The 19848-nt window shown below is 49.7% G+C and carries 17 protein-coding genes; 5 read left to right on the top strand and 12 right to left on the bottom strand.

Annotated features, from left to right (window positions below; translation table 11 throughout):
* Positions 1 to 45: 45 nt before the first annotated feature.
* Entirely contained in the window at positions 46 to 1608 is a 1563-nt protein-coding gene (locus tag ACN0T0_RS00765; RefSeq protein ID WP_417222096.1) for a SulP family inorganic anion transporter, read from the top strand.
* Positions 1609 to 1675: 67 nt separating this feature from the next.
* The gene (locus ACN0T0_RS00770; RefSeq protein WP_417222099.1) at positions 1676 to 2476 is read left to right on the top strand and encodes a sulfite exporter TauE/SafE family protein; all 801 of its coding nucleotides are present in this window, start codon (positions 1676 to 1678) and stop codon (positions 2474 to 2476) included.
* Positions 2477 to 2970: 494 nt separating this feature from the next.
* Here the strand turns inward: ACN0T0_RS00770 and ACN0T0_RS00775 are convergent, their stop codons facing one another.
* The 12 genes from ACN0T0_RS00775 to ACN0T0_RS00830 form a co-directional block, all read right to left on the bottom strand.
* Positions 2971 to 3312 (bottom strand): HopJ type III effector protein, encoded by a 342-nt coding sequence (locus ACN0T0_RS00775; RefSeq protein WP_417222101.1) that lies wholly within the window; start codon positions 3310 to 3312, stop codon positions 2971 to 2973.
* 31 nt (positions 3313 to 3343) lie between these two features.
* Positions 3344 to 4282: a ketopantoate reductase family protein gene (locus ACN0T0_RS00780; protein ID WP_417222104.1), complete on the bottom strand. Its 939-nt coding sequence runs from the start codon at positions 4280 to 4282 to the stop codon at positions 3344 to 3346.
* A gap of 94 nt (positions 4283 to 4376) precedes the next feature.
* Positions 4377 to 5861, bottom strand: coding sequence for a DEAD/DEAH box helicase (locus ACN0T0_RS00785; protein ID WP_417222107.1), 1485 nt, complete (start codon positions 5859 to 5861; stop codon positions 4377 to 4379).
* Between the two features lie 76 nt (positions 5862 to 5937).
* On the bottom strand, positions 5938 to 6756 hold the full coding sequence (locus ACN0T0_RS00790; protein ID WP_417222109.1) for a class I SAM-dependent methyltransferase: 819 nt from the start codon (positions 6754 to 6756) through the stop codon (positions 5938 to 5940).
* Positions 6757 to 6876: 120 nt separating this feature from the next.
* A complete protein-coding gene (locus ACN0T0_RS00795; RefSeq protein ID WP_417222111.1) occupies positions 6877 to 8568 on the bottom strand; it encodes an AMP-binding protein in 1692 nt (563 codons plus the stop codon).
* 87 nt (positions 8569 to 8655) lie between these two features.
* Positions 8656 to 9234: a peroxidase-related enzyme gene (locus ACN0T0_RS00800; RefSeq protein ID WP_417222114.1), complete on the bottom strand. Its 579-nt coding sequence runs from the start codon at positions 9232 to 9234 to the stop codon at positions 8656 to 8658.
* Between the two features lie 154 nt (positions 9235 to 9388).
* Entirely contained in the window at positions 9389 to 10300 is a 912-nt protein-coding gene (locus ACN0T0_RS00805; protein ID WP_417222117.1) for a hydroxymethylglutaryl-CoA lyase, read from the bottom strand.
* A 2-nt stretch (positions 10301 to 10302) separates the two neighbouring features.
* A complete protein-coding gene (locus ACN0T0_RS00810) occupies positions 10303 to 12300 on the bottom strand; it encodes an acetyl/propionyl/methylcrotonyl-CoA carboxylase subunit alpha (protein ID WP_417222119.1) in 1998 nt (665 codons plus the stop codon).
* A gap of 5 nt (positions 12301 to 12305) precedes the next feature.
* Positions 12306 to 13109: an enoyl-CoA hydratase/isomerase family protein gene (locus ACN0T0_RS00815; RefSeq protein WP_417222122.1), complete on the bottom strand. Its 804-nt coding sequence runs from the start codon at positions 13107 to 13109 to the stop codon at positions 12306 to 12308.
* 14 nt (positions 13110 to 13123) lie between these two features.
* The gene (locus tag ACN0T0_RS00820; RefSeq protein WP_417222124.1) at positions 13124 to 14731 is read right to left on the bottom strand and encodes a carboxyl transferase domain-containing protein; all 1608 of its coding nucleotides are present in this window, start codon (positions 14729 to 14731) and stop codon (positions 13124 to 13126) included.
* 129 nt (positions 14732 to 14860) lie between these two features.
* The gene (locus tag ACN0T0_RS00825) at positions 14861 to 16027 is read right to left on the bottom strand and encodes an isovaleryl-CoA dehydrogenase (RefSeq protein WP_417222127.1); all 1167 of its coding nucleotides are present in this window, start codon (positions 16025 to 16027) and stop codon (positions 14861 to 14863) included.
* A 135-nt stretch (positions 16028 to 16162) separates the two neighbouring features.
* Complete coding sequence (locus ACN0T0_RS00830; RefSeq protein WP_417222130.1) at positions 16163 to 16582, bottom strand: MerR family transcriptional regulator; 420 nt, start codon at positions 16580 to 16582, stop codon at positions 16163 to 16165.
* Positions 16583 to 16880: 298 nt separating this feature from the next.
* Here ACN0T0_RS00830 and ACN0T0_RS00835 point away from each other — a divergent pair, with 298 nt between their 5' ends.
* From ACN0T0_RS00835 to ACN0T0_RS00845, 3 genes are all read left to right on the top strand, one after another.
* A complete protein-coding gene (locus ACN0T0_RS00835; protein WP_417222133.1) occupies positions 16881 to 17708 on the top strand; it encodes an ABC transporter ATP-binding protein in 828 nt (275 codons plus the stop codon).
* Complete coding sequence (locus tag ACN0T0_RS00840; RefSeq protein WP_417222135.1) at positions 17705 to 18415, top strand: ABC transporter ATP-binding protein; 711 nt, start codon at positions 17705 to 17707, stop codon at positions 18413 to 18415. Before ACN0T0_RS00835 ends, ACN0T0_RS00840 begins: the two co-directional genes overlap by 4 nt.
* Positions 18416 to 18493: 78 nt before the next feature.
* Positions 18494 to 19696, top strand: a complete 1203-nt coding sequence (locus tag ACN0T0_RS00845) for an ABC transporter substrate-binding protein (protein WP_417222137.1) — start codon at positions 18494 to 18496, stop codon at positions 19694 to 19696.
* Positions 19697 to 19848 lie beyond the last annotated feature (152 nt).

Here is a 19848-nt window from a genome sequence, read left to right on the forward strand (position 1 = left end):
GCCAGAGCTCGATTTGAAAGCTCAATTTAGGAAAAGTATTCTATTATGCTGCAGTTGATTTATAAACGTTCTCAAAGCATGAAATCCGATGTGCTATCCGGCCTTACGGTTGCATTAGCGCTGGTTCCGGAAGCCGTGGCATTCGCGTTTGTTGCTGGGGTGGATCCATTAGTCGGCCTTTATGCGGCCTTTATGGTCGGTTTGATTACCGCGACAATCGGTGGTCGTCCAGGCATGATTTCCGGTGCTACCGGTGCCTTGGCCGTAGTGATGGTTAGTCTTGTGGCTGAACATGGAGTTGAATATCTGTTTGCCACCGTGGTGTTAATGGGGATTCTGCAAATACTGGCCGGGGCTTTCCGGCTGGGCAAGTTTATCCGCATGGTGCCTCATCCTGTCATGTTGGGTTTTGTTAATGGTTTAGCGATCGTTATCTTTCTGGCGCAGATGAAGCAGTTTCAAGTGTCAGATGCCGATGGCGTGTTGGGCTGGATGCAAGGCTCACAACTGGGGGTGATGTTAGGGTTGGTGGTCTTGACGATGGCAATTATCCACTTCCTACCTAAATTGACGAAAGCCGTACCATCGACGCTGGTGGCCATTCTGGTCGTGACCGGTTTAGTGATTGGCCTTGATATTGATGCGGCACGCAGTGTACAGGATGTGCTGGTTGATATGACCGGTGATCCTGCTGCGAGCATTGCGGGTGGGCTGCCACAGTTCCATATTCCAATGGTCGATCTTAACTTTGAAACCCTGCGTATTATCTTGCCATATGCGCTTATTCTTGCGGCCATCGGTTTGATCGAGTCGTTGCTGACACTAACCTTAATCGATGAGATTACTGAGACCCGTGGTCGAGGCAACCGGGAATGTGTAGGCCAGGGCGTAGCCAATGTTGCTACCGGTTTCTTCGGTGGTATGGGGGGTTGTGCAATGATTGGTCAGAGCATGATTAATATTGGCTCGGGTGGTACGGGGCGTGCTTCCGGTATTTCTGCAGCGCTGTTTTTGCTGCTCTTCATTCTGGTGGGTTCTAGCTGGATCGAGATGATTCCAGTGGCAGCGCTCGTTGGGGTGATGTTTATCGTCGTGATCGGCACCTTTGAGTGGGCTAGCCTTAATTTGATGCGTAAAATCCCACCCTCGGATGCTATCGTGGTTGTGGTCGTCACCGTCGTTACTGTATTGACTGATCTGGCAATTGCGGTGATTGTTGGTGTGATCGTGTCGGCACTGGTGTTTGCCTGGAAGCATGCTAAGCATATGCGTATCGATACCAGCATCGAAAATAACGGTTTTTTGAAGGTTTATAAGCCCCATGGCCCACTGTTTTTTGGTTCGGTCCAAGCCTTCCGTGATAACTTCACGCCTAAGTTTGACCCACAGGAAGTGATTATCGATTTCGCTAACTGTCGTGTGATGGATCATTCCGGTGTAGAGGTGATTGATTCCCTGGTCGAACGGTATGAGAAAGCGAATATCGATATTCATATTCGCCACCTTAGCGATGAGTGTATTCATCTGTTGGAAAAAGCGGGTACGGCTGTTGAAATCAATCGGGATGAAGATCCAGACTATAAGGTTGCGGCCGATAAGTTGGGTTGATTAGATTTTGTTAACGATGAAAAACCGCGACAACCATCGCGGTTTTTATTTATAGCGGATGTAGAGAATGGATATTGAATTAATTATTGCGTTTATCGTGCTGGGCACGGTGGTCGGTTTCTTAGCGGGTTTGCTGGGTATTGGTGGCGGCCTCGTGATGGTGCCGGTGCTAACGTCGTTATTTATCTGGCAGGGGATTCCTGTCGATCAGGTGGTTCACTTAGCACTGGGAACATCAATGGCATCGATTGTGGTTACATCGATTTCCAGTATGCGAGCGCATCATAAGAAAGGCGGTGTAATTTGGTCGGTGGTTCAGCGACTGGCACCGGGTATCGTTGTCGGGGCTTTTCTGGCAACCTTTTTGGCCTCAGTGCTTAGCTCCGCTTTTCTGGGGATCTTTTTTTCCTGCTTTCTGGTGTATGCATCAACGCAGATGTTTCTTAATATTAAGCCTAAACCGAGCCGAAATTTGCCGGGTACGCCGGCGCTGTTTGCCGCTGGTAGTGTGATTGGCAGCATCTCAGCATTAGTGTCCATTGGTGGCGGAACTCTGACGGTGCCCTACCTTAGCTGGCACAATATCGATGTGAAGAAAGCGATCGGCACCTCAGCGGCCATTGGTTTGCCTATTTCAGTTGCTGGTACCATCGGTTATATCGTTAACGGTTTATCGGCAGATTTGCAGATCGATTATGTGGTTGGTTTTATCTACCTTCCCGGCGTGATACTGGTTTCATTGATGAGTTCGATGATGGCGCCTGTCGGCGCACATGTGGCGCACCTGTTGCCGGTGCCTATATTGAAGAAAGTATTCGCGCTGCTGCTGTTAGGGCTGGCAATTAAGATGATCAGCTCGGTTATGTAAATCTTGCTGTAGGTGGATAGCCTTACCTAGACGTATTGAGCGGATTGGCGTTCTGGGTTTGTGGTGGGCTTTGCCTGTGATATCGCGAATGTTAGTGCTGATTAGTGGAAATAAAAAAAAGAGCTACAGTCGCCTGTAGCTCTTTTTTCTATAATCCATCCTGCTGTGGTTGCAGATCCATACTGCAGCCTCTTCAAGATCCCAGAAGAGGCCTCCCGTCCATGGAAATTATTATGCGAAATCCCCGCTAGCGTCCTGCCAATAGGACATATCCATATCGCTTTACTACGTCCTTGTTCCCCCAGCTTGTTCCTCATCCCTAAAGAGTGTCGATCCAACGGAAGTAATTATGGCTATATCGTTATAACCTGGCTATAGGAAAAAGTCTTAAAATTGTCTGGATTAGGCGACTTTAGCGTCTGCTTTTGGTGACAGTAATCGCTAGGCCTAGCTATAGAAACTTTTTCCTCAGGTATGCGGCTGTTGGTGTAAGGTTATTTCGGCACTAATGCAGCTTGATCAAAAGACACACCCGACCATCCGTGGGTGATAAAATTACGGATATTGCCATGATCATTACCATTTGGATGTTGCAATACATCTTGATGATAGAAGCGGCCAAAGCAGTTCAGTGTTTGCTGCTCTGACAGACCGTTTAGCTGTGCAAAGGCGAAGATTTTACAAGAGCCTTCATTGGTGCCGGCTTCATTGATTAGTTCGCCATTGAAGAAGCGGGTCGGTGAATAATCGTAGTTCGCTTCGATAACAGCCATGCTATCTTCAAAGTCGATGTTACCGGGTTGGTCTAGTTGTTGGATAAACTGCTGCAGATCCATTCGGAACTCCTGTCTTGCTCAATTAAAAGGCTTATTCCTGCTGTAATAGCAGGGCATGAATTAATTCGGTATTGGGCACCTCAATATTGAGTTTAATTGCCCGGCTAATTACTGCGCCGCTAATGCCACCCAACTCAAGGGGGCGGCCCTTCTCTTTGTCGACCAACATCGAGGTTTTAATCGCATCAAAATGACAAATCAACTGATACATCTCATCCACATCTGTCTGACTGAGGATAACATCATCCGCTGGCGCGACGGCGGCCACTTCCTGCATCATTCGGTAGACGGTTTTACCGAAGGCGGGGTGGGAGGTCAGTGTTCGGGTATCCAGTCGGGTCAGTGCTGAAAGCGGGTTAACGCCATTATTAATAATGAGCTTACGCCATAGTTCATGACGGATGTCATGGCTGAGTTGGGTGGGAATGCCGGCGTCATTAAAGGCAGTGGCAAAGGTGTCTAGTGTTGCTGCAGGAAAAATATCTTCACTTTGATGGTTTGGCCAGCTGCCCATAACGACTTGGGCAGGGCCGGTAGCCTCAATCTTGCCGGGTGCGATGATATGGCCGCCAATGCGGACTGCCAGCCCGCCGAGGGTCCTGTGACGGCCAAGGGCCTGTGCAATCAGTGGTTCGTTATCAACGCCGTTTTGTAATGACAGAACGGGTGTTTCTGCGGTATTGAGCCAGTCGGCCATCTGATCTAGTACGCTGGCAGTGGCGCCAGCTTTGAGGGTCATCAGAATGAGGTCGAAATTGTCACAGTGATAGCGGCGTTGCAGGCTTTTATCGTCCAGAGCCTCAACCGGTTGGTTGAAGCTAAGCTCGGGGTGATTGATACTCAGGCCGTTGTCCTGCAGTGCTCGTAGGTGTTCACCTCGAGCTAGATACACAACCTGGTGTCCCTGTTGCTGAAGTCTAGCGCCGTAGTAACAGCCGATACCGCCGGCGCCGATAAAAAGAAAACGCATTGTGTTACCTACTCATATTGTTTTCTGAATGAGAGTAGCACTTTACCTTAAGCGGTGATGATTTCCACCCGTAATAGCCGACCATCCGGCACGATTAACCGCGACTAGGGCCGGGGTTACTGCGGGCTGGACGACGGTTGCCCGGTTTTGCCGGAACATTGCCGTTATTAGAGCGGCCGCGGTTAGCGGGCTGTTGTGCTGTGCCGCTGGCTTTACCTTGGGCGGCTTTAGCCGGCGCTTTACGTTGAGCAGGTTTACCTGCTGCGTTTGGCTGCTCCTGACGGTTACCGGTGCTGCTACGATGACGTTTGTTTTTGCCCGCTGGTTTGTGACCCCGAGCGACATCGCCTGAGCGCTGCCCATCTTGATGACCACCTTGTGGTTTAGCGCGTTTCGGTTTGTTGGGTTTGCGCTTACGGTTGCTGAGGCTCGATTCTGGTAAATTGTGCAGTGGCTGAAAGCCGAGTACTTCTTCACGCTCGAGTATTCGACCAATCAGGTGTTCTATATCGGACAGTTGATCAAACTCATCGGCACTGACTAATGAGATAGCCTGTCCGCTTGCACCCGCACGGCCAGTACGACCGATCCGGTGAACATAATCTTCAGCGACATTCGGTAGATCAAAATTGACCACCTGAGGCAGTTGGTCGATATCCAGACCGCGGGCCGCGATATCGGTGGCAACTAAGACCTGTATCTTACCCTGTTTGAACTCAAGCAGTGCTTTGGTCCGGGCTGATTGGCTCTTGTTGCCATGAATAGCCGCCGCTTTAACGCCCTCTGAGTCGAGGTGTTTGCAGAGTTGGTTTGCGCCACGCTTGGTACGGGTGAAAACCAATACCTGATGCCATTGATGCTCGGCCAGCAAATGACTGAACAGGCCTGATTTCTGTTTTTTATCGACCGGACAGATCCACTGCTTGACGTTGCTCGCCGTGGTGTTGCGAGGGGCGACGGAAATCTCAACTGGGTTGTTGACCAGGCCTTTTGCCAGATTGCGGATTGAATCTGAAAAGGTCGCAGAGAACATTAGGTTTTGCCGTTGCTTAGGCAACAGGTTTATGATTTTTTTGATATCGGTAATAAAGCCCATATCCAGCATCCGGTCGGCTTCATCCAGCACCAGTACTTCGACTTTATTGAATTTAACAGCATTCTGGTTATACAGATCCATCAAGCGGCCCGGGGTGGCGATCAGAATGTCGACCCCTTTACGTAGCTGCATCATTTGTGGGTTGATGCTGACACCACCAAATACCACAGCGGAGCGTAACGGCAGATGTTTACCGTAGTCACCGACACTTTCGGCAACCTGTGCCGCCAGTTCTCGGGTGGGGGTCAGAATCAGGGCACGAATCTGTGTGCCTTGGGCGCGTTCACCACGACTTAATAGCTCAAGTAGTGGCAGGGTAAAGCCTGCGGTCTTGCCGGTGCCAGTCTGGGCCGCAGCCATCAGGTCTTTGCCTTCCAGCACCGCCGGAATTGCTTGCGCCTGAATGGGCGAAGGGGTCTCGTAACCTTTATCGGTAACGGCATCAAGTATCGGTGCCGATAGGCCCAGATCAGTAAATTTCATGCACTCTCTCTATAACTACATTGTCGAAATGACAGGAGCGCGAAGGATACAGGAAAGGCGTCCGAAATGGCAGTGATTATGCCTTTTGACCTCGACAACTGAGTTGCCACACCTCAACTGCACCGGCATTTAGATTGGCCATCACATTCGGCCCCATCTGGCTGAATGTTTCACCCAGAATCTTTGACGGTGACAGGGGCGCAGGACTTTTAACTGAATCTTCTTTTTTGGCCTGTCGTTGGCGCCATTGTAACGCGTCACTAGACCAATTTTCAGCCCTTTCGAGGCTAAAATTATGCTGTTGTAACAAACCATTGATCGCTTCAAATGTTAGCAGGTGAGATTGTTCAGCACAGCTCGCCCACGGGACAGGATAACGCATGTTATGAGGGTTAGGTCCCTGGAGTACCTCATGTAACAATAATGAGCCGTTGGTAGTAAGCACTCGACGACACTCTTGCAAGCAAAGATCGGTTTGGGGAATATTTAATAAGCTGTGTTGAAATATAATGCAGTCAAAGTAATGGTTGGCGAAAGGTAGTTGGCGAGCATCACAGGTGATCACTGAGGGTGATGTTACGGGGACTGTTAGGTTGCTAATGGCACGATTAAGGCGGTTAAAACGGTGGGTGATATCAATACCAATCACCTCGGTCTCTGTGGCCGCCAGCATACGCATCAGTCCTCCGATGCCGGAGCCAATTTCAAGAATGCGCTTTGGTTGGTCTTGTTTCAGTTGGTGTAACAGCTTTTCAGAGGCTTTGATGCCACCAATGTGTAGTTGATCCAACGGGGCGAGTTGATAAACCGAGGGGCCCTCAGGGTAACGTTCACGTAACTGCTGCAGTAGAAAGGTTTCATCTGTGTGATGGCTGTAATGTTGATCAATATCCATCGGTGTGTCCTTACTCTTAAGCGTTGGTCTGTTGTTTAGATGATTTAATGGGCTGTTTAGCGGGGTTAAGCGCCAAAAAAAACGGGGTCATAAGACCCCGTATAGTATCACCCTGAGGCTTTAGATATCATCGAGTCCTAGTTCTTTAATGGAGATCTCGCGCATTTTAAATTTCTGGATCTTACCGGTCACCGTCATCGGAAATTCATCGACAAATTTAAAGTATCGAGGGATTTTAAAGTGGGTGATCTGGCCTTTGCAGAACTCCCGCAGTTGATGTTCGGTAACGCTTTCAGAATCGACACTCAGTTTCACCCAAGCGATCAGCTCTTCACCATATTTTTTATCCGGTACGCCTGTCACCTGAACATCGGTGATATTAGGATGGGTGTAGAGAAACTCTTCGATCTCTTTAGGGTAAACATTCTCACCGCCGCGGATAACCATATCTTTGATACGGCCCACGATCTGAATGTAGCCTTCTTCATCCATGGTGGCGAGATCTTCGGTATGCATCCAGCCATTTTCATCAATGGCTTTTTTCGTACCCTCTTCATTGTTCCAGTATTTGACCATCACACTGTAACCTCGAGTGCAAAGCTCTCCGATTTCGCCGCGGGGCACAATGCGTCCGGTTAGCGGATCAGTAATTTTACTTTCCAGGTGAGGCTGAGTCCGGCCAACGGTGGTAACCTGCTTATCAAACGGGTCGTCAGCGGCGGTTTGCGTCGATACCGGGCTGGTTTCGGTCATACCGTAGGCGATCTGCACCTCTTTCATATTCATCTTAGCGTTAACCGCTTTCATGACTTCTGCGGGGCAGATTGAACCCGCCATAATACCGGTGCGCAGGGAGGAGAGGTCATAACTATCGAAGTCAGGATCTTCCAGTTCGGCGATGAACATAGTTGGCACGCCATACAGTGCAGTGGCCTTTTCTTTTTGTACGGCTTCCAATACCGCTTTAGGTTCGAAACCTTCAGTGGGGTAGATCATGGTAGCACCATGGGTGACGCAACCTAAGTTACCCATCACCATGCCAAAGCAGTGGTAGAGCGGCACAGGAATAATCAGCCGGTCTTTGTGGGTAAAGTTCTGGCTTTCGGCAACAAAAAAACCGTTATTAAGAATATTATGGTGGCTCAGCGTAGCGCCTTTGGGGAAGCCTGTGGTGCCCGAGGTGTACTGGATATTGATGGGGTCATCGAACTGTAGGGTTGCCTGAATATCTTTCACCCGTTGCAGCTCAACTTTATCCGCCTGTTCGACAAAATCATCCCAACGCCACATACCGGGATGTTGCTCATCCGAGAGATTGATAATGCATTCAAGTTGCTTCAGCTTGGCAGATTTGAGCTGGCCTGGTTCGCACTGGTTTAGCTCGGGCGCAAGCTCTAGCAGCATTTGGGTGTAGTTAGAGCTTTTAAAGGTGTCCGCTGTTACTAAGAACCGGGCGCCGGACTGGTTCAGGGCGTATTCCAGTTCGTGCAGGCGATAAGCTGGGTTGATGTTCACCAGTATGGCGCCGACTTTGGCGCTGGCAAATTGGGTGATGGTCCACTGTGCCGTATTCGGCGACCACATACCAATTCGGTCACCGGGTTCGATACCGACGGCCAGCAGGGCGCGAGCGCACTGTTCTACTTTTGCTTGTAATTCTGCGTAGCTCCAATGAATATTCTGATAATGCACGATTAACGCATCGTTATCAGGATAGGTCGCGCAGGTTTCATCAAATTTATCGCCAATGGTCATGCCCAGCAAGGGAGTGTTGCTGGTGCCGCTGGTATAGCTGGGTTGTGTGTTGCTCATTGCTTGTTTCCCACCGTTATTTTTATAAATCGAGGATTAGTTCTTCGTCCTGTCAATCTGGCAGGGCGGTCCTTTGCTGTGTTGTCTTTATCGTGCTTGGGCGTGATATTCAGGATTAGGCTGCATATCAACGGCGCCGGCGACCCGGTTGGTCATATTGTAGAACCCGGCCACGTTAGCAATATCCCAGATATCTTGGTCACTGAATTCAGCGTCTCTTAGGGCCTGACGATCACTCTCGATAATGCAATCAGGTGAAATCGTCATTTTGACGACGAAATCAAGCATGGCGCGATGGCGCAGTGATAGATCAGCGGCCCGATAGTTAATTGCGATCAGTTCACCTAAAGCGGGATCGCCGGAATAGTTTCGTAGTGCTGCGCCATGAGCGGCGATGCAATAGAAACAATGGTTCTGAGAGGAAACCGCCACGGCGATCATCTCGCGTTCGAGGGGGGTTATATTGCTTTCGCCGAACATGAGTTCGTTATAAAACTTAGAGAAAACCTCTAATTGCGCCAGATTTTGACTGTAGGCTTTCAGGACATTCGGAATCATGCCCAGTTTTTCATTGCAGACATCAAAGTATTTTTTAACATCGTCAGGTAATTCGTCCCGTGACGGATAGTTAAGGTCTAGTGCGGTAACATGATCAGGTTGTGACATTGTCGTACTCCGTATTATTTTTGTCCTTCAGAGCCAATAAGCAGTGGCTTATCCTGAGTCTTATAGAGTGTCTATACTAGGGTAAACCCTTATGTTCTTTCAAGGCGTTCTTTTAAGGCCAAGATGGCAGGGCGCTTAGAAAGCGCCCGCATCATTATTTAACCGCTTGGCAGCCCAGTGCTAAGGCCACTTTAGAGCCGCTCGGGCGACCTAATTGGGCACTGATCCAGTGGCCCGTTTGTGCCAACTTATCAAGCTCGACCCCGGTCTCGATACCTAGGCCATTTAGCATGTACAGCACGTCTTCTGTGGCGACATTGCCAGATGCGCCTTTGGCATAGGGGCAACCCCCTAAACCTGCAACAGACGCATCAATGACGGCAACGCCTTCTTCGATAACCGCATAGAGGTTGGCTAAGGCTTGGCCGTAGGTATCATGAAAATGAGCCGCGAGTTTGTCTATGGGCACCTGTTGGCTTACGGCTTCGAGCATCCGTTTAGCCTTTAACGGTGTACCAACACCGATGGTGTCGCCTAAGGAAATTTCATAGCAGCCCATATCCAGTAGATCACGGCTAACGCTGGCAACCTGTGCTGGGTCAATCTCACCTTCGTAAGGACAACCCATCACGGTGGAAACATAGCCACGGACGCGGATGTTGTTGGCCCGCGCCAGCTCAATCACCGGTGCGAAGCGCGCTAAGCTCTCTTTTATTGAGCAGTTAATATTTTTTTGGGTAAACGCCTCAGAGGCCGCGCCAAACACGGCAACTTCATCGACGCCAGCGGCGATAGCGCTCTCTAATCCTTTCAAATTGGGGGTTAAAGCAGAGTAAGTGATACCCGGTTTGCGCTGAATAGCGGCCATGACGGCTGCCGCATCGCCCATTTGAGGCACCCATTTTGGCGACACAAAACTCGCCGCCTCAATGTGGCTCAGGCCGGTTTCGCTGAGCCGATTAATCAGCTCAACTTTAATGGCCGTTTCAATGATGGGCCCCGACTCGTTTTGCAATCCATCTCTGGCGCCCATCTCGAATAGGCGCACCGTTTTTGGCAATGCCATTGTTACGCCTCCATGATATCAAGGGAGATCAGTTCGGCTCCGTCGGCCACGAGATCGCCTTCTGCGAAATAGATCTCTGCTACCGTGCCATCATGGGGCGCCTTAAGACTATGTTCCATCTTCATTGCTTCCATAATGACCAAGGTGTCGCCGGCTTTTACCTGCTGACCCGAAGTCACTAGCACCGCGACGACAGCACCATTCATCGGTGCGGTAAGGCTGTTATCAGCGGCGTGATCATCACTACCGAACGTCTCCCGGTGCTGTTCACAGATAAACTGCTCGCCTTCGTGGAACAGGGTGAGGTGGTCGCCATCGTTATACAGATGCACACTCAGTTGATGGCCGTTAATAACTACTTTGAGCTGATCGTCAGTGAGCACAGCGCTGACCTGATAGCTGGCATCATCAATCTGTACCTGATAATGACCTGAGTCTTCAGCGCTTTGCTCCAGAATATTAAGCTGATACTCGGTTTCGGCATGGATCAGTGTTAACGGGCGGGCATACTCTGAGTTAAGCCGCCAGTTGTTCTGGTAGCCAAATGGGGAGTAGGGGTCATCTGGATTATTCGCCTGTTGCTTGGTTTTCTCGCTAAAGAAACATGCCGCCATGACTAAACAAAACGCGGTGTTAAGATTGCTGGCAGGGAACAGCAACTGCTCATGCTTATCGATAAAGCCGGTGTCTAAATCTAGCGCTTTAAACGGCGCACTACCGGCTAGATTACGTAAGAAACGCAGGTTAGTGGTTAAACCGCTAATGCGGTACTCCTCAAGAGCTTGTTCCATACGGGCAATCGCGCGGTCGCGGTCATCATCCCAAACGATCAGTTTGGCGATCATCGGATCGTAAAATACACTGACTTCATCGCCTTCGACGACTCCGGTATCAACCCGTACATGCCGGTTTTCTTCAGGGGTGCGCAGATAGCGCAGGGTACCGGTGGCTGGCAAGAAATCATTATCAGGGTCTTCGGCATAGACACGGGCTTCCAGTGCATGGCCGTTAATACGAATCTCATCTTGCTGTAACGGTAGCGGTTCACCGCTGGCGATTCTGAGCTGCCATTCGACTAAGTCCTGGCCGGTAATCATCTCAGTGACCGGGTGCTCAACCTGCAAGCGGGTGTTCATCTCCATAAAGTAGAATGAACCATCGACATCATAGAGGAACTCGACGGTACCGGCGCCGACATAATCGATCGCTTGTGCGGCGCGGACCGCGGCTTCACCCATTGCTTTGCGGGTGGCATCAGGCAAGTTGGGTGCCGGTGCTTCCTCAATAACTTTTTGATGGCGGCGTTGTACTGAACAGTCCCGTTCTGCTAGATAAACCCCATTGCCCTGTTTATCACAGAAAACTTGGATTTCAACATGGCGGGGTTGGGTCAGATAGCGTTCGATCAGCATATCCGGGTTGCCGAAGGCATTTTTCGCTTCGCGGCACGCCGATACCAGTGCTTCATCGAACTCTTCAATCGATTCCACTACCCGCATCCCTTTACCACCACCACCGGCGACGGCTTTCAGCAGTTGAGGGAAACCACAGCGAACGGATTCGGCTTTTAACACTTCAGATGATTGATCTTCGCCATGATAGCCCGGCACCAGAGGCACTGAAGCATGAGACATAATCTCTTTAGCGGCAGACTTTGAGCCCATCGCCTCGATAGCACCGGTTGGTGGCCCGATAAACTCGATACCATTATCGAAGCAGGATTTGGCGAAGGCGGCATTTTCCGACAGGAAACCGTATCCAGGGTGCACCGCTTGGGCACCGGACTGTATCGCTATCTCAAGAATTTTATCGCCGCGCAGGTAGCTTTCACTGCTCGGCGCAGGACCTAGCAGAAAGGCTTCATCGGCCATGGCGACGTGACGGGCGTTTTTGTCGGCTTCAGAGTAGACGGCGACACAACGGATACCCATGCGGTGAGCGGTTTGGATAACCCTGCAAGCGATCTCCCCACGGTTAGCAATTAAAATTTTATTAAACATGCCGTTTACTCCTGAATCCAGTTCGGTTTACGCTTTTGCAGAAAGGAGCTAAGCCCTTCCTGGCCTTCGTCGCTGACACGGATATCGGCAATGCGACGGGCGGTGTCATCAATCACTTCAGCAGTGATCTCTTTTTGACTGACGGCATAGATAAGCTGTTTAGCGGCTAGCATCCCCTGCGGGCTGTTTTTTTGCAGCGTGGCGGTCATGCGGTCGCAGGCTTCGTCCAGTTGTTCAACGTTCTCGACCACTTCATGTACCAAGCCAAACTGCTGAGCCGTGTGGGCTGAGAAGGGTTCGGCGGTGAGGAAATAGCGGCGTGATTGACGCTCACCAATGGCCCGTACGACATAGGGGCTGATGACGGCGGGGATCAAGCCAATTTTAACTTCCGACAGGCAGAAAGCACTGCTTTGGGCGGCGATGACAATGTCGCAACAGGCCGCGAGACCGACGGCGCCCCCGTAGGCGGCACCTTGGATCAGGGCGATGGTCGGTTTGCTATGGTTATTCAGCAATTCCATCAGTTTGGCTAGACGACCCGCATCCACCCGATTTTCTGCATGGGTGTTGTTAGCCATGCGTTTCATCCAGGCCAAGTCGGCACCGGCGGAAAAATTCTTGCCGCGAGAACGTAGCACTAACACCCGAACGTCGGGATCTATGTGGGTTGCTTCTAGCTGCTCAATAAGCTGTTCGATAACCGCATCATCGAAAGCATTGTGCACTTCAGGACGGTTGATAATCAGCTCAGCAACACCGTTACTGCTTTTTTCTAGCAGCACAAATTGTTTTTGTTTGATCGACATCTGCAGGCTCTCCATTACATCCGGAATACGCCGAAGTGGGTATCGCCCACCGGCTTATTGAGTGCGGCCGATAAACTCATGCCGATCACATCGCGGGTTTGTTTTGGATCGATGACGCCATCATCCCAAAGGCGAGCAGAGGCATAATAGGGGTGCCCTTGGTGCTCATAGGTATCGATGATCGGCTGCTTAAAATCGGCCTCTTCAGTCGCTGACCACTGCTCACCGGTACGGTCCATGTTATCGCGTTTAACGGTTGCCAGTACGCCGGCGGCCTGTTCGCCACCCATTACCGAGATGCGGGCATTGGGCCACATAAACATCAGGTTAGGACTATAGGCTCGGCCACACATGCCGTAGTTACCGGCCCCAAAGCTACCACCGATCAGAACGGTAAATTTAGGTACATCGGCACAGGCCACGGCGGTAACCATTTTGGCACCATGCTTAGCGATCCCTTCGGATTCATATTTTTGCCCAACCATAAAGCCAGTAATGTTTTGCAGAAACAGTAGCGGTATTTTTCGTTGGCAGCACAGTTCAATAAAGTGCGCACCTTTCTGAGCCGATTCACCAAACAGAATGCCGTTATTAGCGACAATACCGACTGGATAGCCATGAATATGGGCAAAACCGGTAACGAGGGTGGTGCCATAGAGTTTTTTGAATTCGTCAAACTCAGAACCATCGACAATCCGGGCAATCACTTCACGGACATCGTAAGGTTTTCTCAAATCAGTACCGACAATGCCGTACAGTTCATCAGCCGGGTAGAGTGGTGCTTTGCTGGCCTGGGTCTTGATATTGATCTCTTTACGGCGATTCAAATTAGCGATGCAGGTGCGGGCAATTTCCAGTGCATGGGCATCGTTTTCGGCATAATGATCGGCTACCCCGGAGACTTTACAGTGCACATCGGCACCGCCTAGATCTTCAGCACTGACCACTTCACCCGTGGCGGCTTTTACCAATGGCGGACCGGCTAGGAAAATAGTGCCTTGATCGCGGACGATAATGGATTCGTCAGCCATCGCGGGGACATAAGCACCGCCTGCGGTACACAAACCCATGACGACGGCAATTTGCGGAATCCCTTTGGCAGACATGCGTGCCTGATTGTAAAAGATGCGGCCAAAATGGTCGCGGTCGGGGAACACATCATCTTGTTGCGGCAGGTTGGCGCCGCCGGAATCGACTAGGTAGATGCAGGGCAGGTGATTTTGTTCGGCAATCTCTTGAGCGCGAAGGTGTTTTTTCACGGTCAGTGGAAAATAAGTGCCGCCTTTTACGGTGGCATCGTTGGCGATAATCATGCATTCGATACCGCTAACCCGGCCTATGCCAGTGATGATACCCGCAGCGGGTACATCGTCATCGTAGACTTTATAGGCGGCTAGTTGAGAGAGTTCCAACAGCGGGGAACCGTCATCTAGCAGAGTATTAATACGTTCCCGTGGCAGTAGTTTTCCGCGGGACAGATGGCGTTCTTGGTATTTAGCGCCGCCACCTTGGTGAATCCTAGCTGCTTTCTCGCGCAGGTCGTTTACCTCGGCGGTCATCGCGTCGTAATTAGCGCGAAACTCTTCCGCTCGGGGATTTATTTTTGTTGTAATTGTAGCCATTGCTCTTCCTCTGATATCACGCCCGCTGGACGTACCATCGGTATCTGACATCGTTTATCTATGTGAAAACGAGGGGTGGATTGCGCCACCCCCAAACCTTCTTACGAAGGATCCACTGATGAAACGGATCTATTTATTCAGGAACAATTCGCGGCCGATCAGCATCCGGCGGATCTCAGAGGTGCCGGCACCGATTTCATAAAGCTTGGCATCGCGCAGCAGTCGTCCGGTTGGGAACTCATTGATATAACCGTTGCCGCCCAGTAACTGAATAGCGTCGAGGGCAATCTTGGTAGCCATCTCCGCGGTATAGAGAATGACCGCAGCACAGTCTTTACGTGATGTTTCGCCGCGCATTGCAGATTGTGCAACGGTGTAAGCGTAGGATTTAGAGGCGTTCATCAGGGTGTACATATCGGCTACTTTGCCCTGTACCATTTCAAACTCACCGATCGCTTTACCAAATTGTACCCGGTCGCGGGTGTAAGGAATGGTGATATCCATCGCCGCTTGCATAATGCCCAGTGGGCCGCCTGCTAGTACCAGTCGTTCGTAGTCTAGGCCAGACATCAATACGCGAACACCACCATTCAGCTCACCGAGAATATTTTCTTTTGGTACTGGGCAGTCTTGGAAAACGAGCTCACAGGTGTTGGATCCACGCATCCCCAGTTTGTCGAGTTTCTGGTGACGAGAAAAGCCCGGGTAATCACGTTCAACGATAAAGGCGGTGATCCCTTTAGCACCTGCAGCAACATCGGTTTTAGCATAAATAACGTACGTGTTGGCATCTGGACCATTGGTGATCCACATCTTGTTGCCGTTCAGCAAGTAATGATCGCCGTTATCGCGGGCGGTGAGTTTCATGGAAACGACATCGGAGCCCGCATTCGGTTCGGACATTGCCAGTGCGCCGATGTGTTCGCCGCTGATCAGCTTCGGTAGGTAAGTTAACTTTTGTTCATGAGTACCATTGCGGTGGATCTGGTTGATACACAGGTTTGAATGGGCACCGTAGGACAGACCAACAGAAGCAGACGCTCGGCTAATCTCTTCCATCGCGATCATATGGGCAAGGTAACCCATCTCAACGCCGCCGTACTCTTCTTTAACGGTAATCCCGAGCAAACCCATATCACCAAATTTGCGCCATAGATCATTGGGGAACTCGTTATCGCGGTCGATCTGGTCGGCGCGAGGGGCGATTTCCTGTGCAGCAAAACTGTTGACCTGCTCTCGCAGCATGTCCAGTGTTTCGCCGAGTCCAAAATTAAGTGAGCTATACTGTGCAATCATTTTCTGTCCACCTGGCTTTAGGAGTTGGCTGGGCAAGTTGTTAAGGTTGCCTTGGCCGTTTCCGGTTTACGTTTATTGTTGTTGGTTTGTCGCCAACCTATCGTTATCTGGCATGGGCTGCATTAATGCAGTGACCTAAACCGACTTCTCAGTTGCTGTTTTTGCATTTAATTCTGTCATCGCCTCACGGCAGCGGCTTTCTGCACTGTCCAGCTCCAACTGCAGCATGGCGATATCGTTAAGCTGTTGCTCAAGAGCAGCCTTCTTCTCTTCGATCTTGGCCATCAGTAACTGTAGCTGCTTTATGCTGCCGGTGGGCGTTTCATCCCAAAGGGCGAACAATTCGCGCGTTTCTGCAAGAGAGAAGCCTAAGCGTTTGCCTCGTAAAATCAGCTTTAACCGTACTCTGTCCTGCGCGCTGTAGATACGGGTTTGCCCGCGGCGGGTAGGGAAGAGTAGCTGCTGATCTTCATAAAAACGGATGCTACGCGTCGTTACATCAAACTCGCTGGCCAGTTCGCTAATTGAAAAAGTACCTGTATTGTTAATCTGCATACTGACCTCGCTGATTGACTCATTGAGGGATAATGTAGCGGAAGTTTACGTAAACGTAAAGCATATAAGTGAAATCCCCTAAACTGTTACATTTTGTATGAATTGACTTAACTTATTGATAAATAACGATTCTAGTTGTGGTAGCTAATCACATAGTTGTAGTGTTAGACTAAAGTAGTACTTGTTATCCAGTAGGGGAAATTGCTAACTTGGTTGCAAGGCTGATATGGGCAGTAGATATTTCTGTCCATTTGATAATAAAAACAAATATAAACAAAATAAGTGGGGCTGGTTCTTCATGAGTGCCGACTATGTTCTCGAAACCAGGAATCTGGTTAAGGAATTCAAGGGCTTTACCGCCGTTGATGATGTAAATCTCAAAGTTGAGCGGGGAACAATACATGCGCTGATCGGGCCTAATGGTGCCGGTAAGACAACTGTATTTAACCTGCTAACAAAATTTCTCACGCCCACTCGGGGCACTATTCTTTATAACGGTGAAGATATCACCTCAATGAAGTCTGCGGCGATTGCTCGAAAAGGCATTGTTCGTTCATTTCAAATTTCCGCCGTATTCCCACATCTATCCGTTATTGAAAATGTACGTATTGCTCTGCAACGTAATGAGGGTAATAGTTTCCATTTTTGGAAGTCAGTTAAGGTGTTGGATAAACTCAATGACCGGGCGCTGGAACTGTTAGATGAAGTCGGTCTGAAAGAGTATGCCGATGCGTTGACCGTGGATCTGCCCTATGGCCGTAAACGAGCTCTTGAAATCGCTACTACTTTGGCACTCGATCCTGAAATGTTATTGCTGGATGAGCCAACTCAAGGCATGGGACATGAAGATGTCAGCGTGGTTGCCGATCTGATTAAAAAGGTTTCGGCGAATCGCACTATCTTGATGGTTGAGCATAACTTACATGTAGTGGCTCAACTGGCGGATACTATCACTGTATTACAGCGTGGTGCCATCCTAACTGAAGGTGACTACGAAACGGTGTCACAAGATCCACAGGTACGCGAGGCGTATATGGGGGTTGAAGCCGATGATGAAGTCGCTCAGGCGATTGCCGCCGCCAATGTCGCTGGAAAAGCGAGCGCAGCCAAAGGGGAGGAGGTATGAGCACAACAGGTGAAAAGATCCGCATAAATGATCTGCATGCTTATTACGGTGAATCCCATATCCTGCATGGTATCGATATGACCATTATGCAGGGTGAGTTGGTCACGCTGCTCGGACGTAACGGTGCGGGTCGTTCGACAACACTGAAAGCCATCATGAATATGGTCGGTCGGCGTACCGGTTCAATTAATATCAACGGTAATGAAGCTATCGGCATGCCGGCACATAAAATTGCCCATCTCGGTGTTGGTTACTGTCCAGAAGAGCGCGGTATTTTTTCAAGCTTGAATGTTGAAGAAAACTTGATGCTACCGCCGAACGTTCGTTCCGACGGCATGAGTGTTGATGAAATTTATGAGATCTTCCCTAACTTAGCTGAACGCCGCTATAGTCAAGGGACCCGTTTATCCGGTGGTGAACAACAGATGCTAGCGATGGCGCGTATTTTACGTACCGGCGCTAATATTCTGCTGCTAGATGAAATTACCGAGGGTTTAGCTCCGGTAATTGTGCAAAAGCTCGCAGAAGTTCTCTTAATGCTTAAAGAACGGGGGTTGACCATTTTATTGGTCGAACAAAACTTCCGTTTCGCCGCACCGATTGCGGATCGGCACTATGTGATGGAGCACGGGCATATTGTTGAGCAAGTTCAGAAAGATGAGCTGGCGGCAAAAACAGAACTATTGAATACCTATCTAGGTGTTTAAACCAAGATTATCCAGCAAGAAAAAGCTCTAAAAATGAAGTTCGATAAAAATAAAAAGTTCTCAATCAGGAGTGACAACATGAAAGCAATGAAGAAGACCCTTTTGGCTGTAGCAATGACTGTGGCTGCAACCACCGGTGTTCAGGCTGCAGGTATCTCTAATGATGTGGTTAAAATCGGTGTTTTGGTCGATATGGGCGGTGTTTATGCCGATATCTGTGGTCAAGGTTGTGTAACTGCGGTAGAAATGGCCGTTGAAGATTTTGGCGGTACTGTTCTGGGTAAGCCCATTGAAATAGTGAGTGCCGATGATCAAAACAAGCCTGACGTGGGTTCCGCTAAAGTTCGCCAGTGGATTGAAAGTGATAATGTTGATGTGGTAACCGGCTTGGTGGCTTCATCAGTGACCGGTGCGGCGACTAAAGTGCTGACCGATGCGAAGAAAATTGCCCTGATCTCGACCTCTGCAAGTAATGCGTTCACGACGAAATCATGCTCACCTTATAATGTTCATTGGACCTATAACGTTGCCGCACTGGCTAACGGTACCGTTAAGCCGATGGTGGCTGCGGGTAAGAAAAAATGGTTCTTTATCACGGCTGATTACGCCTTTGGTCATGCGCTAGAAGGTATTGCGACTAAGGTTATCGAATCCAGTGGTGGTGAAGTGGTCGGTGCGGTGCGTGCACCTTTCGGTACTACCGATTTCTCTTCTTACGTACTTCAGGCTCAAGCATCCGGTGCTGACGTAGTTGGTTTGGCTAATGCCGGCGGTGACTTTGTTAACTCATTGAAAACATCTGCTGAATTTGGTTTGACTGAAACAACAGAAGTTGCTGGTTTGTTGGTATTTACCAATGATGCCTTGGCACTTGATCCCGCTATTGCCGCGGGTATGAAAGCGACTTCCGGTTTCTATTGGGATATGGATGATCAAACACGTGAGTGGTCTGCTCGCTTTAAGGCACGTCATGGTGTTATTCCATCAATGGGTCAGGCAGGTCAGTATTCAATGGTCATGCATTACCTGAATGCGATTAAAGCGGCCGGCACTGATGAGTCTGATGCGGTTATGAAGCAGATGAAGCAAACTAAGCCTGATGACTTCTTTGCCCGTAATGCGACCCTGCGTAACGATGGCCGGATGGTTCACGATATGTTATTGGTTAGCATCAAAGATGCAGCAAGCCGTTCATCTTCAGATGATATTTATAACATCGAAGCGGTGATTCCAGGTGACGTGGCATTTAACCCTATGTTACCTGAGTGTGACTTCAAATAAGGCTGAGTAACAACTCTTATCGGTTTTACTTGAAATTAGGGGGTGGCGTAGCGCTGTTACCTACCCCCGGTCTTATCTGAAAAGATAGTTTGAAAGGCGTATGTGAGGTTGGCCGAAGGGGACAATTTTACATCGCGCCTTGCTTCTGGGTG

It is taken from the genome of Amphritea sp. (assembly GCF_048266285.1).
GTDB lineage: Bacteria > Pseudomonadota > Gammaproteobacteria > Pseudomonadales > Balneatricaceae > Amphritea.

Bases quoted from the DNA above. Each gene is read 5' to 3' on its own strand.
- ACN0T0_RS00765 (WP_417222096.1), top strand. From the start codon at position 46: ATGCTGCAGTTGATTTATAAACGTTCTCAAAGCATGAAATCCGATGTG.
- ACN0T0_RS00770 (WP_417222099.1), top strand. From the start codon at position 1,676: ATGGATATTGAATTAATTATTGCGTTTATCGTGCTGGGCACGGTGGTC.
- ACN0T0_RS00775 (WP_417222101.1), bottom strand. From the start codon at position 3,312: ATGGATCTGCAGCAGTTTATCCAACAACTAGACCAACCCGGTAACATC.
- ACN0T0_RS00780 (WP_417222104.1), bottom strand. From the start codon at position 4,282: ATGCGTTTTCTTTTTATCGGCGCCGGCGGTATCGGCTGTTACTACGGC.
- ACN0T0_RS00785 (WP_417222107.1), bottom strand. From the start codon at position 5,861: ATGAAATTTACTGATCTGGGCCTATCGGCACCGATACTTGATGCCGTT.
- ACN0T0_RS00790 (WP_417222109.1), bottom strand. From the start codon at position 6,756: ATGGATATTGATCAACATTACAGCCATCACACAGATGAAACCTTTCTA.
- ACN0T0_RS00795 (WP_417222111.1), bottom strand. From the start codon at position 8,568: ATGAGCAACACACAACCCAGCTATACCAGCGGCACCAGCAACACTCCC.
- ACN0T0_RS00800 (WP_417222114.1), bottom strand. From the start codon at position 9,234: ATGTCACAACCTGATCATGTTACCGCACTAGACCTTAACTATCCGTCA.
- ACN0T0_RS00805 (WP_417222117.1), bottom strand. From the start codon at position 10,300: ATGGCATTGCCAAAAACGGTGCGCCTATTCGAGATGGGCGCCAGAGAT.
- ACN0T0_RS00810 (WP_417222119.1), bottom strand. From the start codon at position 12,300: ATGTTTAATAAAATTTTAATTGCTAACCGTGGGGAGATCGCTTGCAGG.
- ACN0T0_RS00815 (WP_417222122.1), bottom strand. From the start codon at position 13,109: ATGTCGATCAAACAAAAACAATTTGTGCTGCTAGAAAAAAGCAGTAAC.
- ACN0T0_RS00820 (WP_417222124.1), bottom strand. From the start codon at position 14,731: ATGGCTACAATTACAACAAAAATAAATCCCCGAGCGGAAGAGTTTCGC.
- ACN0T0_RS00825 (WP_417222127.1), bottom strand. From the start codon at position 16,027: ATGATTGCACAGTATAGCTCACTTAATTTTGGACTCGGCGAAACACTG.
- ACN0T0_RS00830 (WP_417222130.1), bottom strand. From the start codon at position 16,582: ATGCAGATTAACAATACAGGTACTTTTTCAATTAGCGAACTGGCCAGC.
- ACN0T0_RS00835 (WP_417222133.1), top strand. From the start codon at position 16,881: ATGAGTGCCGACTATGTTCTCGAAACCAGGAATCTGGTTAAGGAATTC.
- ACN0T0_RS00840 (WP_417222135.1), top strand. From the start codon at position 17,705: ATGAGCACAACAGGTGAAAAGATCCGCATAAATGATCTGCATGCTTAT.
- ACN0T0_RS00845 (WP_417222137.1), top strand. From the start codon at position 18,494: ATGAAAGCAATGAAGAAGACCCTTTTGGCTGTAGCAATGACTGTGGCT.